The sequence below is a fragment of the Micromonospora musae genome (assembly GCF_003626545.1).
Taxonomy (GTDB): domain Bacteria; phylum Actinomycetota; class Actinomycetes; order Mycobacteriales; family Micromonosporaceae; genus Micromonospora; species Micromonospora musae.
The window spans coordinates 210,154-224,463 of the sequence record NZ_RAZS01000011.1; the positions used below are offsets into that span (position 1 = coordinate 210,154).

General features: G+C 71.6%; 9 protein-coding genes. 1 reads left to right on the top strand and 8 read right to left on the bottom strand.

Features of this window, described 5'->3' with window-relative positions; translation table 11 throughout:
- Positions 1-60 precede the first annotated feature (60 nt).
- From D7147_RS26470 to glgX, 7 genes are all read right to left on the bottom strand, one after another.
- On the bottom strand, positions 61-1,203 hold the full coding sequence (locus tag D7147_RS26470; protein ID WP_120682476.1) for a helix-turn-helix domain-containing protein: 1,143 nt from the start codon (positions 1,201-1,203) through the stop codon (positions 61-63).
- 51 nt (positions 1,204-1,254) lie between these two features.
- The gene (locus tag D7147_RS26475) at positions 1,255-1,509 is read right to left on the bottom strand and encodes a hypothetical protein (protein WP_233563480.1); all 255 of its coding nucleotides are present in this window, start codon (positions 1,507-1,509) and stop codon (positions 1,255-1,257) included.
- Positions 1,510-1,679: 170 nt separating this feature from the next.
- Entirely contained in the window at positions 1,680-2,873 is a 1,194-nt protein-coding gene (locus D7147_RS33445; protein ID WP_199716401.1) for a hypothetical protein, read from the bottom strand.
- 195 nt (positions 2,874-3,068) lie between these two features.
- A complete protein-coding gene (locus D7147_RS26485; protein WP_120682354.1) occupies positions 3,069-4,079 on the bottom strand; it encodes a mechanosensitive ion channel family protein in 1,011 nt (336 codons plus the stop codon).
- A 371-nt stretch (positions 4,080-4,450) separates the two neighbouring features.
- Positions 4,451-6,187, bottom strand: coding sequence for a malto-oligosyltrehalose trehalohydrolase (treZ, locus tag D7147_RS26490; RefSeq protein ID WP_120682356.1), 1,737 nt, complete (start codon positions 6,185-6,187; stop codon positions 4,451-4,453).
- Positions 6,184-8,523, bottom strand: a complete 2,340-nt coding sequence (gene treY / locus D7147_RS26495) for a malto-oligosyltrehalose synthase (protein WP_120682358.1) — start codon at positions 8,521-8,523, stop codon at positions 6,184-6,186. The genes treZ and treY overlap by 4 nt, the downstream gene beginning before the upstream one ends.
- 2 nt (positions 8,524-8,525) lie before the next feature.
- Positions 8,526-10,643 carry a glycogen debranching protein GlgX gene (gene glgX / locus D7147_RS26500; RefSeq protein ID WP_120682360.1) on the bottom strand — a complete coding sequence of 706 codons (2,118 nt, stop codon included), beginning with the start codon at positions 10,641-10,643 and terminating at the stop codon, positions 8,526-8,528.
- A 323-nt stretch (positions 10,644-10,966) separates the two neighbouring features.
- Here glgX and D7147_RS26505 point away from each other — a divergent pair, with 323 nt between their 5' ends.
- On the top strand, positions 10,967-12,367 hold the full coding sequence (locus tag D7147_RS26505) for a glycosyltransferase family 4 protein (protein WP_120682362.1): 1,401 nt from the start codon (positions 10,967-10,969) through the stop codon (positions 12,365-12,367).
- A gap of 524 nt (positions 12,368-12,891) precedes the next feature.
- Here D7147_RS26505 and D7147_RS26510 read toward each other — a convergent pair.
- Positions 12,892-14,175 (bottom strand): citrate synthase, encoded by a 1,284-nt coding sequence (locus D7147_RS26510; RefSeq protein ID WP_120682365.1) that lies wholly within the window; start codon positions 14,173-14,175, stop codon positions 12,892-12,894.
- Between the last annotated feature and the right edge of the window lie 135 nt (positions 14,176-14,310).

The window sequence follows — 14,310 nt, forward strand, 5'->3', positions numbered from 1 at the left end:
CTGTCACCCACCGTTATGTTCGAGGTGGCGATGGGTAGCGGGCCAGGCGAAAGGCGTCCGTTACGGCATAGCGGACAGTCCAAGTCGGTGGGCAGCCTCGGTCACCTGGCGAGCGAGTTCCCGCGAGGCGGTGGCGACCGCGATCGCGTCCGCCTTCGCCAGGGTCTCGCGAGCCGCTGCCGCATCCCCCGCCTGCGCCTGCGCAACCGCGAGGTGCACCAGGTTGCGGCCGTGCCACTCCGCACCGCTGGCCTCCTCGCTGACGCCCGCGACCCCGACGGTCAGCAGCTCAATGGCCCGTTCGTTGGCGCGGCTGTCGCTCGCGCCGAGATACCGCCAAACAGTTCCCTGCTGGACGGCGAAGAACGACGGCGTGTACCAGTAGCCCCACGGGGAGAGCGGCTCCTCTGTCGCCTGGGCCGACAGGTCCGACGCCTCAGACAGGCACGCGACCACGTCGGCGATTGCGGCCCCGGACATCGCGAAGCCCCTGGCCTCCTGCCCGGCGCAGTACGCGCGTAGAGCCGAGTTCACCGACGTGTCTCGCCGTGATTCCCGAGAAAGGTCGATCATGGCAGGCAGATCGTTCCGCAACTCGGCCTGGTGTCCCTGAAAGGAGAGCACTGTGGCGACCAGATTCGTGTTGCCAGCCTCGGTGGCCCACTGCAACGCCCTCGCGTTCCACATCGTCGCGGCGCGTTCCGCACCCCGCGCGATGCTCAACCAACCCGCGAACTGCGCCCACTGCGCGGCCACATCGACCACACGAGGTCGCACGCCAGGTGGGGCATCCGTCAACAGCCCGGTCACGGTGTCGAGGTGGGTGCCGACGGGACCCATGATCGGTCCGGAACCGATGGCATCCTCCAGCCGACGGTAGCCAGCGAGAAGGTCCGCAAGCGCTTCTATGGCGGCACGGTCGACCCGCCGGGGATGCGCCGTCACGTAAGCCAGCCGATCACCGCCAACGGGAGCGTCGACGACCAGCGCGGCCAAGGCACCAGACGCTTCAAGTGCCTCGTCGAGCCGGGTCGCCACGTCCACTGTCGGCTTCGTCTTCCCGGCCTCCAACTGGTGAACGAGACTCTTGCCGTGGTTGACGGCGGCGGCGAGTTGCCGCAGCGACAGGCCGCGCGCCTCCCGCAATCGCCGCAACTCGGTGGCGAAACGGGGGTCGACGATGGTGGTTGCGGGTGGGGGCATGGCAAGCACTCCTAGCTCGCGGCAGCCGAGGCAAATCACTACAGCAGCAACTTACCGGCCTTCGACCGCATCTCTAATGGCGCGGCGCTGGGTGCGCTGCGCAAGAGCCACCACTGCATCGAGGGCGAGGGGACTATTGGCGGACGGCACCGGCGCGGCCCGCTCGCCCCGCACGAACGCTGCCAACGCGTCGACGTCCAGGCGACCGCCGTCAGCCAGTGCCCGGCCGAGATCGAGCCAGTAGGACAGTTGCCGGATGGACGCCGCGAGAACCGGTGGCCGCACCGTCCGGGAAAGCTCGATCACCCGCGACCTGAAGCGCGGCAGCGAGGGCGATCTGAGTGGAGCGGCGATCGATCTTCCTGCGACCCGGTTCGACCTGGAGACCAGCCCACTGACGACACCGTCCTGCTGGCGATCCGCGCCGCTGAGGCAACGCCGCAAACGGGTCCTGATCACAGCGCCAACCAGCGCAGTCAGCTGGCCTCGTGGTTCCGCTCCGGCTCAGACCTGTCTGTGCGCGGCGACCCGGACTCGCCGCTCGGTCCCTGTCCGGCCCCGCCGGTCGGGTCCGGCCCACCCTGCTCGCCGGTCAGCTCCGTGTCGGGCTGATAGCGGTACGCCGCCTCCCGTACCGCCGAGTCCGACTCCAGTCCGGCGCCGAGCGCGCCGCCGACCGTCGCCAGCGAGCTGACCAGCCAGCCCAGCTTGACCTGATGGGCGACGCCGGCCGGTCGGCCGGTGGATTCACCAAGCAGGTCCCAGGGGACGAGGGCGATCGCCCCGATGATGGCCAGCACGGCGAGCGCCACGTACAGCGCGAGGACACCGATCACCACGGTGAGCACGGTGACCACGTTGAACAGGACGACCTGCTCACGGGCACCTGAATCGCGCGGAACCCGCTCCCAGAGGCGCGCGCCGAGCAACATGGTCAGCACCACCGCCAGGACGGAGCCGCCCGCGAGCAGGCCGAGCCGGAGGTTTCCCAAGGCCGCCGACAGCTGCCAAATATCGGCGCTCACCAGGGCGAGGACGGCGGTCGCGAAGGCACCGACCAGCAGCCGGGAGAGCCGGACGGCCAGCCGCCACGGCCGGTTCGCCCGAAGCATACCGAGCAGCAGCCGCAGGTTGCCGCCGATCACCCCGGCCAGCAGGCCGATGCCGGACGCCTGGTGGTTCACCCGTGCGCCGAGTCCCCGGGCCCGCTGTCCGGTGGCGAGGCGCCGGCGGCGCGGTCCGGCCCGTACCGGGTCGCCGACCGCGTCGGTATCGCCGAGCAGTGCCGCGAGGAGCCGGTCTCCGGCCTCGGCCATCCGCCGAGCCACGGCGACGGGGCCCAGCGCGGGCACGGAAAGCACCGCGACGCCGTGGGTGGTGCTGGCGTGCGCGACCACGGGCCGCCGCGCGGTCTGCAACGGCAGGTCTGTCACGCAGAGGACGAGACCCCAGCCCTCGGCCAGCATCCTGCGCCGGGTTGCCTCGATGAGCTGGCTGAGGTCGGCCGGCCCTTCGACGAGCCGCGCTACCTGGAGGCGTACCGCCCAGTCGGCCTCCGGGACCCGGTTGCGGAGCCGGTCGGCGAGCTCCGGGATGGCCTCCCGCGCCAGGTCGGCCGCGGCCCCGGGGGCGGCCACGACACCCACGACGACGGACCCGCGCCCGGTCACCGCACTCCCGGAGCCTGCCCGGCCGCTCCCCCGGGCGCGGCGCCCTCCACCTCGGTGCAGTCCCGGTCGACGCTCATCGCCGCCTCTCGCCCCTTTCGGCGTAGGCCGTGTCCTGTCGACAGGGCCTGGTCCAGCTAGTCCCCGGTAGGCGCCGACTCATTCATCGGCGCCCGCCGGCCACGCCGGAACCGATGGTCAGGGCTGGTACTGGCTGCGGGTGCGGGGCAGCCACTGGGGGTGCTGGTCGCGCAGGTAGCGGACCAGTCCCTCGCGCAGGTCGCACCGTAGGTCCCAGGCGCTGGCGCCGTCCGCGGCCGAGGCCTGCACCTGGATGACCACGGTCTGCGGGGTGGCGTCGACCATCTGGAGCACCCACTGGTCTCGATCCCACAGCGGTGAGGACTCGACCAGTCGGCGTGCCTCCCGGCGCAGGGCGTCCAGGTCCGCGGTGTGGTCGACATGTAACTGGATCTTGCCGACCACCCGAAACTCGTTCCGGGTCCAGTTCTGGAACGGCCGCTCGGTGAAGTACGTGGTCGGCAGGATGAGCACCCGCTCGTCCCAGAGCCGGATCACCACGTTGGTCAGCTTCACCTCCTCCACCCGACCCCATTCGCCGTCCACCACCAGCACGTCGCCAACGTGCATCCCGTCGGCGAAGGCGACCTGGATGCCGGCGAACGCGTTGCCGAGCGCGGTCCGGGCGGAGAGGCCGATCACCGCGCCGACCACCCCGGCTGAGGTCAAAATGGAGAGGCCGAAGAGGCGTACCGGCCGGAAGGTGATCAGGATCAGGCCGACCGCGACGACCGTGACAACGGCCACCGTGAGCCGCCGCACCGGACGGATCTGGGTACGGGCCCGCCGGACCCTCCGGCTCGTGACCGGATCGCTCGGCAGCCGGCTGAACGCGACCGCTTCGGCGACGTGCAATGCCTTGATCACCAGCCACGCACAGACGCCGACCAGGACCAGCAGGATGGCGTGCCGCAGATAACGCTGCCACGCGTCCGGTCCGGGCGGCAGCGCGTAGAACAGCGTTGCGACCAGCAGGACCGTGGCCGCCGGGCGGCGGCAGGCGTGCCGCAGCGGCTCCAGCAGCCAGCTATAGCGGCCACGGGCAACCCGGCGGACCAACACGCCGGAGACCAGGTCCACGACCACGGCCGCCGCCAGCGCGGCCAACACGATCAACGCGGTACGCATCAGAAGCCGTTCACCCTGATCCCGATACCGCCTCTCCCGGGTTCGCGACCGCACTCACCGCGATCAGGGTGTCATCAGATCCGTTGGCAAGCGGTGGATATCGAGAATGTCAGACGGCCGTGACCGGCGTCGGGCTGCTGCCGAGCGAGACGGTCGGCCGCCATCAGCCGCTCCTGGGTGTGCCGGGACCTGCGACCCGGTGCCGCACCCCGAGGCGCGGCGCGCGGCCGAGCGCTGGCTGGCCGGGGCAGGCAACGCGCAGCTGGCGGCGTATGTCGCGGGCGAACCCACGCCCGCCGAGGTACCGCACGACGAGCTTTCCATTCGTCGACTCGCACTGCTGGCTCCTGCCAAGGGCGTCGACATGAACCTCAAAGGGCGACGATCGCCGCCGTCTCCGCAGGTAGCTGGATCCGGTCGCGCATCACCGTGACGCCCTCCCCCGTCGCGAGCAGCACCTTCCGCGCCACCCCCGGCAGGGAGATCCCCTGCGCCCGGTCGGCGAGGTTCGCCGCGACGAGCGTGTCGCCCCGGCGCATCACCAGGAACTGGTTGCCGTGCTGGACCTTCACCGCGTTCAACCGTGGATCGGAGAGGTCCGACCGGCTCTTGCGCAGCGCGATGAGTCGCCGATAAAACTCCAGCATCTCGCGGTGCTCGGGCTTGTCCAGCTCCGCCCAGTCCAACCGGGACCGGGCGAACGTCTGCGGGTCCTGCGGGTCCGGCACCTCCCCCGCCGGCCACCCGTGCGACGCGAACTCCCGCCGCCGCCCGGTCACCACGGCGGCCGCCAACTCCGGCTCCGGATGCGAGGTGAAGAACTGCCACGGGGTGCTGGCCGCCCACTCCTCCCCCATGAAGAGCATCGGCGTGAACGGGGCGGTCATCAGCAGCGTCGCGCCGACCCGCAGCAGGCCGGGCGAGAGCGAGGCGGAGATGCGGTCGCCGGTGGCCCGGTTACCGATCTGGTCGTGGTTCTGCAGGTACGCGACGAAACGGTGCCCCGGCGTCCGCGGATCCACCGGCCGCCCGTGGTGCCGTTGCCGGAAGCTCGACCAGGTGCCGGTGTGGAAGAACGCGCCGGTCAGCACGTCGGTGAGCGCCTGCAGCGACCCGAAGTCGCCGTAGTAGCCCTGCCGCTCGCCGGTCAGCAGGGTGTGCAGGGCGTGGTGCGCGTCGTCGTTCCACTGGGCGTGCAGGCCGTACCCGCCCGCCTCGCGCGGGGTGATCAGCCGGGGGTCGTTGAGGTCCGACTCGGCGATCAGCGACAGCGGCCGTCCGAGGTGGGTGGCGAGGGTCTCCACCTCGACGGCCAGCTCCTCCAGCAGCGGCACGGCGCGGGTGTCCGGCAGTGCGTGCACGGCGTCCAGCCGCAGCCCGTCGACGTGGTAGTCGCGCAGCCACATCACAACGCTGTCGGTGATGTAGCGGCGTACCTCGTCGGAGTGCGGGCCGTCGAGGTTGACCGAGCGCCCCCACGGGTTCGCCGACTCGGCGAGATACGGGCCGAACCTCGGCGCGTAGGCCCCGGAGGGCCCGAAATGGTTGTAGACGACATCGAGGATCACCCCCAGTCCCTTGCCATGCGCGGCGTCCACCAGCCGTTTCAGCCCGTCCGGGCCGCCGTACGGCTGGTGCGGGGCGTACCAGCAGACGCCGTCGTAGCCCCAGTTGTGCTCGCCGTTGAACGCGTTGACCGGCAACAACTCGATCAGGTCCACGCCGAGCGCGACCAGATGGTCGAGCCGCTCGATCGCCGCGTCGAAGGTGCCCTCCGGGGTGAAGGTGCCGACGTGCAGCTCGTAGAGGACGCTGCCGGGCAGCTGCCGCCCGGTCCACGCGCCGTCGCTCCAGCCGAAGGCCGTGTGGTCGTAGCGGCGGCTCGGCCCGTGCACCCCGTACGGCTGCCAGGCCGATCGGGGGTCGGGCAGCGGCTGTTCGTCGTCGTCGTCGTCGAGCAGGAACGCGTAGTCGGTGCCGGGGCCGGCGTCGGGCACCTCGACCCGCCACCAGCCGTCCGGCCCGCCGCTCATCTCATGGTCGGCGCCGCCGGTGAGGCGCAGCCGGACCCGGGCGACTTCGGGCGCCCATACCGTGAACTCGGTCATGCGGCAGCCTCCACGTGATCGACGGGAGCGAGGAGGGCGACGGGATAGGTGCTCAACAGATCTTGTAGGAGCAGCTCAGACCCACTGTAGACCCGCCCGGTGAACACGTCGGTCACATTGTGTACAGGAAGCGACAGAACGGTGTCGCGCCAGCCGCCGTCGCGGGCCAGCCGCAGCGGCAGCCGGGTGGCGACGGCGACCGCGCCGCCCCGGTCGAAGGCGACCACGTGCGGGGCCGCCGGCCCGTGCGCCGGAACGGGGCGGTAGCCGGTGAAGAGGTCGGGCCGGCGGCGGCGCAGCCGCAGCGTGCGGGAGACCACGAGCAGCTTCGCCGCGCCGCCTGCGTCGACCGGCGGCCGCCAGCCCGCGTCGAGCCGCGCCAGCAACTCCCGGCGTACGGCGAAGTCGACCGGGCGGCGGTTGTCCGGGTCGACGAGAGAGTTGTCCCACAGCTCGGTGCCCTGGTAGGTGTCGGGCACCCCGGGCAGGGCCAGCTGCACGAGCTTCTGCCCGAGCGAGTTCGACCAGCCCGCCGGGGTGATCTCGGCGGCGAAGGTGGTCAGCTCGGCGTGCAGCCGAGGATCGTCGTACATCCGGTCGACCACCGCGTGCATCGCGCGCTCGAAGACCGGGTCGGGGTCGGCCCAGCTCGTCGAGACCGACGCCTCCCGGGCGGCCTTCTCCACGTACGCGTGCAGTCGCTCGCGTTCGATTGGCCAGGCGCCCACCGCGGTCTGCCAGAGCAGGTGCGCGAACGCCGGGTCTGGCAGCGGGGCGACCCCCATCCACTCGGTGACCTGCTCGGCCCACCGCTGCGGCAGCTCGCTGAGCACGGCGAGGCGGGCGCGGACGTCCTCGCTGCGCTTCGTGTCGTGGGTGGAGAGCGTCGTCATGCCGGTCGGCCAGCGGACGTGCCGAGCGGCGGCGAAGCGGTGGAACTCCGCCGGGGGCACGCCGAAGTGCGCGGGGCTGCCGCCGACCTCGTTGAGGGCGACGAAGCGGCTCCACCGGTAGAAGGCGGTGTCCTCGACGCCTTTCGCCATCACCGCGCCGGTGAACTGGGGGAAGCGGGCGGCCAGCTCGTCGTCCGGGTCGCGGAGCCGCCGGGTGAGCGCGTCCAGCGCGCCGGTGAGGTCCGGGCGTCGACGGCCGGCTTCGGCGCGGGCCGCCGCGAGATGCCGGGCGCCGTGCGGCGGGTAGCCCCGGTAGACCGGGAAGGCGGCGGCGAGCTCGGCGAGGGCCGCCCGGGCCGCCGCCGGCGCCACCTCCGGCGCGAGGGCGGCCAGCCGGGACAGCTCGGCGGCGAGCAGCCGGGTGGCGGCGGCGAGCTTCGTGTCGTGCGTCAGGTCCTGGTAGGAGGTGTGGCGGCCGACGAGCCGGGCGTCCAGCGCGGTGAAGTCACCCTCGGCGGTCGGGTCGACGAAGAGCCCGGAGACCGCCGCCAGCGCCTCGTAGCCGGTGGTGCCGTCGACCGGCCAGGCCGGCAGCTCCTCGCCGTACTCCAGGATCTTCTCCACCACCAGCCAGGCGGCCGGCGCGGCGGCCCGCAGCCGGGCCAGGTAGCCGGCGGGGTCGCGCAGCCCGTCGGGGTGGTCGACCCGGATGCCGTCGACCTCGCCGGCCGACGCCCACCGCAGGACCAGCTCGTGGGTGGTGGCGAAGACCTCCGGGTCCTCCACCCGCAGGCCGGCCAGGTCGCTGACCGCGAAGAAGCGGCGGTACGTCAGTTCGGCGTCGCCGCGCCGCCACGACACCAGCTCGTAGTGCTGCCGATCGTGCACCTGCCGAGGGGTGCCGCCCGTGGTGCCGTCGGCGATCGGGAAGCGGTGCTCGTGGTAGCGCAGCTCCCCGTCGGCGATCTTGAGGTCGTCGAGGGCGTCGGGCGTCTCCGCCAGCACCGGCAGCAGCAGCCGGCCGCGCTCCCAGTCGATGTCGAACCAGCGGGCGTACGCCGACGCGCGGCCCCGGCGCAGCACGTCCCACCACGGCGGATTGGCGGCCGGCACGGCCACCCCGGCGTGGTTGGGCACGATGTCCACCACCAGGCCGAGCCCGGCCGCGCGGAGCGCGCGCAGCAGACGCCGCCGACCGGCCTCCCCGCCCAGCTCCGGGTTGACGGCCCGGTGGTCGACCACGTCGTAGCCGTGCGCCGAGCCGGGGGTGGCGGTGAGCAGCGGTGCGCTGTAGAGGTGCGTCATGCCGAGGTCGGCGAGGTAGCCGGCGAGCCCGGCGGTGGCGTCCAGGTCGAATCCGGGGCGTACCTGCACCCGGTAGGTGGCGCCGACCCGGGCGGTCGGCGTCGCGTTCGTTCCGTCCGTTCGGGGGGCCGCGGACATCGTCAGACCGTCCTCTCCAGGACCACCAGGGAGCGGTCCGGCACCCGGACGGCGCCGCCCGCGCTGATCACCGTGACCTCGCCCTGGTCCGGCTCGGCGGTGCTGATCACCAGTTCCCACTTCTGCCCGAACTCGCTGCCGGGCACTGTGAACTCCAGCGGCGCGTCGTGGGCGTTGAAGCAGAGCAGGAACGAGCTGTCGTGGTGACGCTGGCCGTACTGGCCGCGCTCGCGGATGCCCTCGCCGTTGACGAAGAGCGCCACCGAGCGGCCGAAGTCGTTGCCCCAGTCCTCGCCGGTCATCTCCCGGCCGTCCGGGGTGTACCAGGCCAGGTCCGGCAGGGGCGCGTCGACCTCCCGGCCGCCCACCGGCAGGCCGGTGAAGAACCGGCGGCGACGGAACACCTGGTGCCGGCGGCGGAACGCGACGAGCGTGGCGACGAACTCCAGCAACTGCTCGTCGGTGTTCTCCCAGTCGACCCAGGAGAGCTCGCTGTCCTGGCAGTACGCGTTGTTGTTGCCCTGCTGGCTGCGGCCCAGCTCGTCGCCGTGGCCGATCATCGGCACGCCCTGGGAGAGCATCAGCGTGGCGAGGAAGTTGCGCCGCTGCCGGGCGCGCAGGGCGAGCACCGCGTCGTCGTCGGTCGGCCCCTCCACCCCGCAGTTCCACGACCGGTTGTGGCTCTCGCCGTCGCGGTTCTCCTCACCGTTGGCCTCGTTGTGCTTGTCGTTGTAGGAGACCAGGTCGGCGAGGGTGAACCCGTCGTGGGCGGTGACGAAGTTGATGCTGTGGAACGGGCGGCGCCCGTCGTCCTGGTAGAGGTCGGCGGAGCCGGAGATCCGGGACGCGAACTCGGCCAGGGTCGCCGGCTCGCCGCGCCAGAAGTCCCGCACGGTGTCCCGGTACTTGCCGTTCCACTCCGTCCACTCCGGCGGGAAGTTGCCCACCTGGTAGCCGCCCGGCCCCACGTCCCACGGCTCGGCGATGAGCTTGACCTGGCTCACCACCGGGTCCTGCTGCACCACCTCGAAGAAGGTGGAGAGGCGGTCGACCTCGTAGAACTCCCGGGCCAGGGTGGCGGCGAGGTCGAAGCGGAAGCCGTCGACGTGCATCTCGGTGACCCAGTACCGCAGCGAATCCATGATCAGTTGGAGTGAGTGCGGGCTGCGTACGTTGAGGCTGTTGCCGGTGCCGGTGTAGTCGACGAAGTACCGCCGATCCTCCTCCGATAGGCGGTAGTAGCTCGGCGCGTCGATGCCCTTGAAGCTCAGCGACGGCCCGAGGTGGTTGCCCTCGGCGGTGTGGTTGTAGACCACGTCGAGGATCACCTCGATGCCGGCCGAGTGCAGCGCCTTCACCATGCCGCGGAACTCCTGCACCTGCTGGCCCTGCCGGCCCATCGCCGAGTAGCCGTGGTGCGGGGCGAAGAAGCCGATGGTGTTGTAACCCCAGTAGTTGCGAAGCCCCAGGTCGGCGAGGCGGTGGTCGTGCACGAACTGGTGCACCGGCATCAGCTCGATCGCGGTCACCCCGAGCCGCGTCAGGTGCTCGATCATCGGTGGTGAGGCGATGCCCGCGTACGTGCCGCGCAGCTCCTCCGGGACGTCCGGGTGGCGCATGGTCAGCCCGCGTACGTGCGCCTCGTAGATGACCGAGTGGTGGTACGGGGTGCGTGGCGGCTTGTCGTTGCCCCAGTCGAAGTAGGGGTTCACCACCACCGACTTGGGCATGAACGGCGCCGAGTCGACCTCGGACATCCGCTCCGGGTGCTCCAGGTCGTAGTCGTAGACCGCCGGGTCCCACGTCACGTCACCGTCGACCGCCTTGGCGTACGGGTCGAGCAGCAGCTTGTGCGGGTTGCAGCGCACCCCGAACGCCTGGTCGTACGGCCCGTGGACGCGGTAGCCGTAGCGCTGCCCCGGCTCGACGCCCGGCAGGTACGCGTGCCAGACGTAGGCGTCCACCTCACGCAGCTCGACCCGGCGCTCGGCGCCGGTGTCCCACTCGTCGAAGAGGCACAGCTCGACCTTCTCGGCGCGCTGGGAGAAGATCGCGAAGTTGGTGCCCATCCCGTCGTACGTGGCGCCGAGGGGGTAGCGCTCACCCGGCCAGACCTGCATGTCGCTCCTTCGGTTCTGATCATGAGCGCCCCGCGTCATGAGCGCACCGCACGGCGGGCCGCACGCTGCGCACGGCGGTAATGCCCCGCGCCCGCCGCGGCCAATCCATCCTTTCGGCCGACGGGGAAATCCGTCCGAGTCGGACAGGCGGGCCGTTCAGGTGTCGTCCGTCACCTCTGACCCTTTTCGGGATGCGATCGGCCGCCGGATGGCTTTTCCTGGTGCAGGGGACGCGCACGTACCCGCGCCTCGATCCCGCCCACCTTCCTGCCTACGCCGCCATCGCCGCCGGCGCGTACGCCCCTGCCTGGACGGAGACAGTTGTGACCACTCTGCGGGTCGGCGAGCCGCTCGCCGTCGCCTCGGACCGCACCTGCCGGCCCACCCTGACCCGTACCCAGATCCCGCAGCCCGGTGGTCCGGGGGCCGCCCCGGCGGCGCAGCGGATCCTGATGCTCTCCTGGGAGTATCCGCCCGTCCTCGTCGGTGGCCTCGGCCGACACGTACACGCCCTCTCCGTCGCCCTCGCCGCCGCCGGCCACGACGTCACCGTCGTCACCCGCCACGCCGACGGCGCCCCACTCGAGGAGTACGCCGACGGCGTCCGCATCATCCGCGCCGCCGAAGACCCCGTCACCTTCCCCCTCGCCACCAACAGCCTCCTCGCCTGGACCATGGCCTTCAACCACACCCTCACCCGCGCCGCCCTACGCGCCACCGAAGCCGGCGACTACGACGTCATCCACGCCCACGACTGGCTCGTCGCCCACACCGCGATCACGCTGCGCGAGCACCTCGACATCCCACTGGTCGCCACCATCCACGCCACCGAGGCCGGCCGACACCAGGGCTGGCTCCCCGAGGAGATGAACCGCACCATCCACGGCGTCGAACAGTGGCTGGCGAGCGAGTCCGGCCGGGTGATCGTCTGCTCGGGGTACATGTCAAACGAGGTGAATGCGCTCTTCGGGGTGCCGTCCGCCCGGGTCGACGTGGTGGCCAACGGGGTCGAGCCGCACCGCTGGCGGGCGCCGCGCACCGCGGTCGCCGCGGCGCGAGCCCGGTTCGCCGGGGACGGGCCGCTCGTCACCTTCGCCGGCCGGCTGGTCTACGAGAAGGGCGTGCAGCACCTGCTCGCCGGGGTTCCCCGGCTGCGGGAGCGGCACCCGGGGCTGCGGGTGGTGATCGCCGGCGACGGCCCCTACCGCGCCGAGCTGGAGGCCGACGTGCACCGGCTGGGGCTGGCCGGCGTGGTGCAGATGCCGGGCTTCCTCGGCGGCGGGGAGCTGCCGGCGCTGATGGCCGCGTCGGACTGCTTCGTGGTGCCGAGCATCTACGAGCCGTTCGGCATGGTGGCCCTGGAGGGCGCGGCGGCCGGGGCGCCGATCGCGGTCTCGGCCACCGGCGGGCTCGCCGAGATCGTCGAGCCGGGCGTCACCGGCATGACGTTCCGGCCGCACGACCCGGACGGACTGGTCGAGGCGGTGCATGCGCTGCTCGCCGACCCGGACACTGCGCGTGCCCTGGCCCGGCGGGCCGGCACCCTGGTGCGCGAGCAGTACGGCTGGTCGGCGATCGCCCGGCGCACCGCCGCCTCGTACGCGGCCGCGATCTCCGGCGCTCCGGCGTTCGCCGCCGAGCGGGCCGAGCAGCGCATGGCGGCGGGCCGCGCGCTGCCGCCGGTCGCCGCCGGCAACCTGCTCGCCGCCGCCGGCCTGCGCTGAGACCCACCCGACCCGACGCCGCGACCGCCCCGACCCCGATCTGACCCCAGCCCGGCCACCCGGTTGCGAGTGGCGGGCGGGGCCTGCGGCGGCGCGGGGGCGTGCGGCAACCTACCGCTGCGGCATGCGGCATGCGGCGACGGGCGGTGGCCGGCGGTCGGCATGCGGTGGGGTCTGGCGGCCTGCTGCGGTGCGCGGCGTGGAGCGGCGTGCGGCGGCGTGTCTCCGGGGTCTCGGTACCGCTGCGCGGCCCCTTTGGAGCTGAGTCGCTTACGACATCGGAGCCGATGCGTTTACGACATCAGCTCTAAAGGCTGCCGACCCCGAACCCCGAACCCGGCGGATCCCCGCCGGCCGCACGAAGTCCAGCGCCGCGCCCAAGGTCCGGGTCCAGCCCCGCGACCGAGGCCCAGGCACTGCGCGGCGCCCGAGGTCCCGCACCGCGACCGTGGTCCGGTACGACAGGCGACAGGCCGCCGACCCCTCGCGGGGTCGGCGGCCTGTCGGTGGTGCCGGCGGGCGGATCAGCGCTCGGTGAGCGGTACGAACGCGCGCTCGGGAGAGCCGGTGTAGACCTGCCGCGGACGGCCGATCTTGGTCTCCGGGTCGTTGATCATCTCGCGCCACTGGGCGATCCAGCCGGGGAGGCGGCCCAGGGCGAAGAGCACCGTGAACATCTTGGTCGGGAAACCCATGGCCTTGTAGATCAGGCCGGTGTAGAAGTCCACGTTCGGGTACAGCCGGCGCGACACGAAGAAGTCGTCGGCGAGGGCGATCTCCTCCAGCTGCATCGCGATGTCCAGCAGCGGGTCCGGCTTGGCCATCCGGCCGAGCACGTCCTGGGCGGCCTTCTTCACGATGGCGGCGCGCGGGTCGTAGTTCTTGTAGACCCGGTGACCGAAGCCCATCAGCTTCACGCCGTCCTGCTTGTCCTTGACCTTCTGCACGAAGGAGCGGACGTCGCCACCGTCGGCCTTGATCTTCTGGAGCATCTCCAGCACGGCCTGGTTGGCGCCGCCGTGCAGCGGGCCGAAGAGGGCGTTCACGCCGGCCGAGACCGAGGCGAACAGGTTGGCGTTGCTGGAGCCCACCAGCCGGACCGTCGACGTCGAGCAGTTCTGCTCGTGGTCGGCGTGCAGGATGAAGAGCATGTCCAGCACGCGGGCCATCACCGGGTCGACCTCGTACTGCTCCGCCGGCACGCCGAAGGTCATCCGCAGGAAGTTCTCCACGTAGCCCAGCGAGTTGTCCGGGTAGAGCAGCGGCTGCCCGATCGACTTCTTGTAGGCGTACGAGGCGATGGTCGGCACCTTCGCCATCAGCCGGACCGTCGAGATCTCCACGTGCTCGGAGTCGAACGGGTCCAGGCTGTCCTGGTAGAAGGTCGAGATCGCGCTCACCGCGGAGGAGAGCACGGCCATCGGGTGTGCGTCACGCGGGAAGCCGTCGAAGAACCGACGCATCTCCTCGTGCAGCAGCGAGTGCCGCCGGATCCACTCGGTGAACTCGGTCAGCTGCTGCTCGGTCGGCAGCTCGCCGTAGATCAGCAGGTAGGAGACCTCCAGGAAGGAGGACTTCTCGGCCAGCTGCTCGATCGGGTAGCCGCGGTAACGCAGGATCCCCGCGTCGCCGTCGATGTAGGTGATCTCGGACGAGCACGCCGCGGTGTTCACGAAACCGGGGTCGTACGTGGTCAACCCGGTCTCTTTCAACAGCTTGCTCACCCCGATACCGGCGGGGCCTTCGACCGCGGTGTGCACCGGCATCGACAGCTGCCCGCCGGGGTGATCGAGCTTGACTTCCGTCATCTGGTTCCTCGCTTCGCCGGCAGATCTTCTTTGAATTGCCTTCGCTTTTACCGTAATCGCGGTTCCGGGGACACCACCTGCGGTGGTTCTGCGGTGAGGTATGCGTCACCCGATTCCCGACCGTCCGGATCGGGA

What these genes read in the sequence shown, in the direction of transcription:
- D7147_RS26470 (WP_120682476.1), bottom strand. Translation starts at nt 1,203, where the DNA reads ATGCCCCCACCCGCAACCACCATCGTCGACCCCCGTTTCGCCACCGAG.
- D7147_RS26485 (WP_120682354.1), bottom strand. Translation starts at nt 4,079, where the DNA reads ATGCGTACCGCGTTGATCGTGTTGGCCGCGCTGGCGGCGGCCGTGGTC.
- treZ (WP_120682356.1), bottom strand. Translation starts at nt 6,187, where the DNA reads ATGACCGAGTTCACGGTATGGGCGCCCGAAGTCGCCCGGGTCCGGCTG.
- treY (WP_120682358.1), bottom strand. Translation starts at nt 8,523, where the DNA reads ATGTCCGCGGCCCCCCGAACGGACGGAACGAACGCGACGCCGACCGCC.
- glgX (WP_120682360.1), bottom strand. Translation starts at nt 10,643, where the DNA reads ATGCAGGTCTGGCCGGGTGAGCGCTACCCCCTCGGCGCCACGTACGAC.
- D7147_RS26510 (WP_120682365.1), bottom strand. Translation starts at nt 14,175, where the DNA reads ATGACGGAAGTCAAGCTCGATCACCCCGGCGGGCAGCTGTCGATGCCG.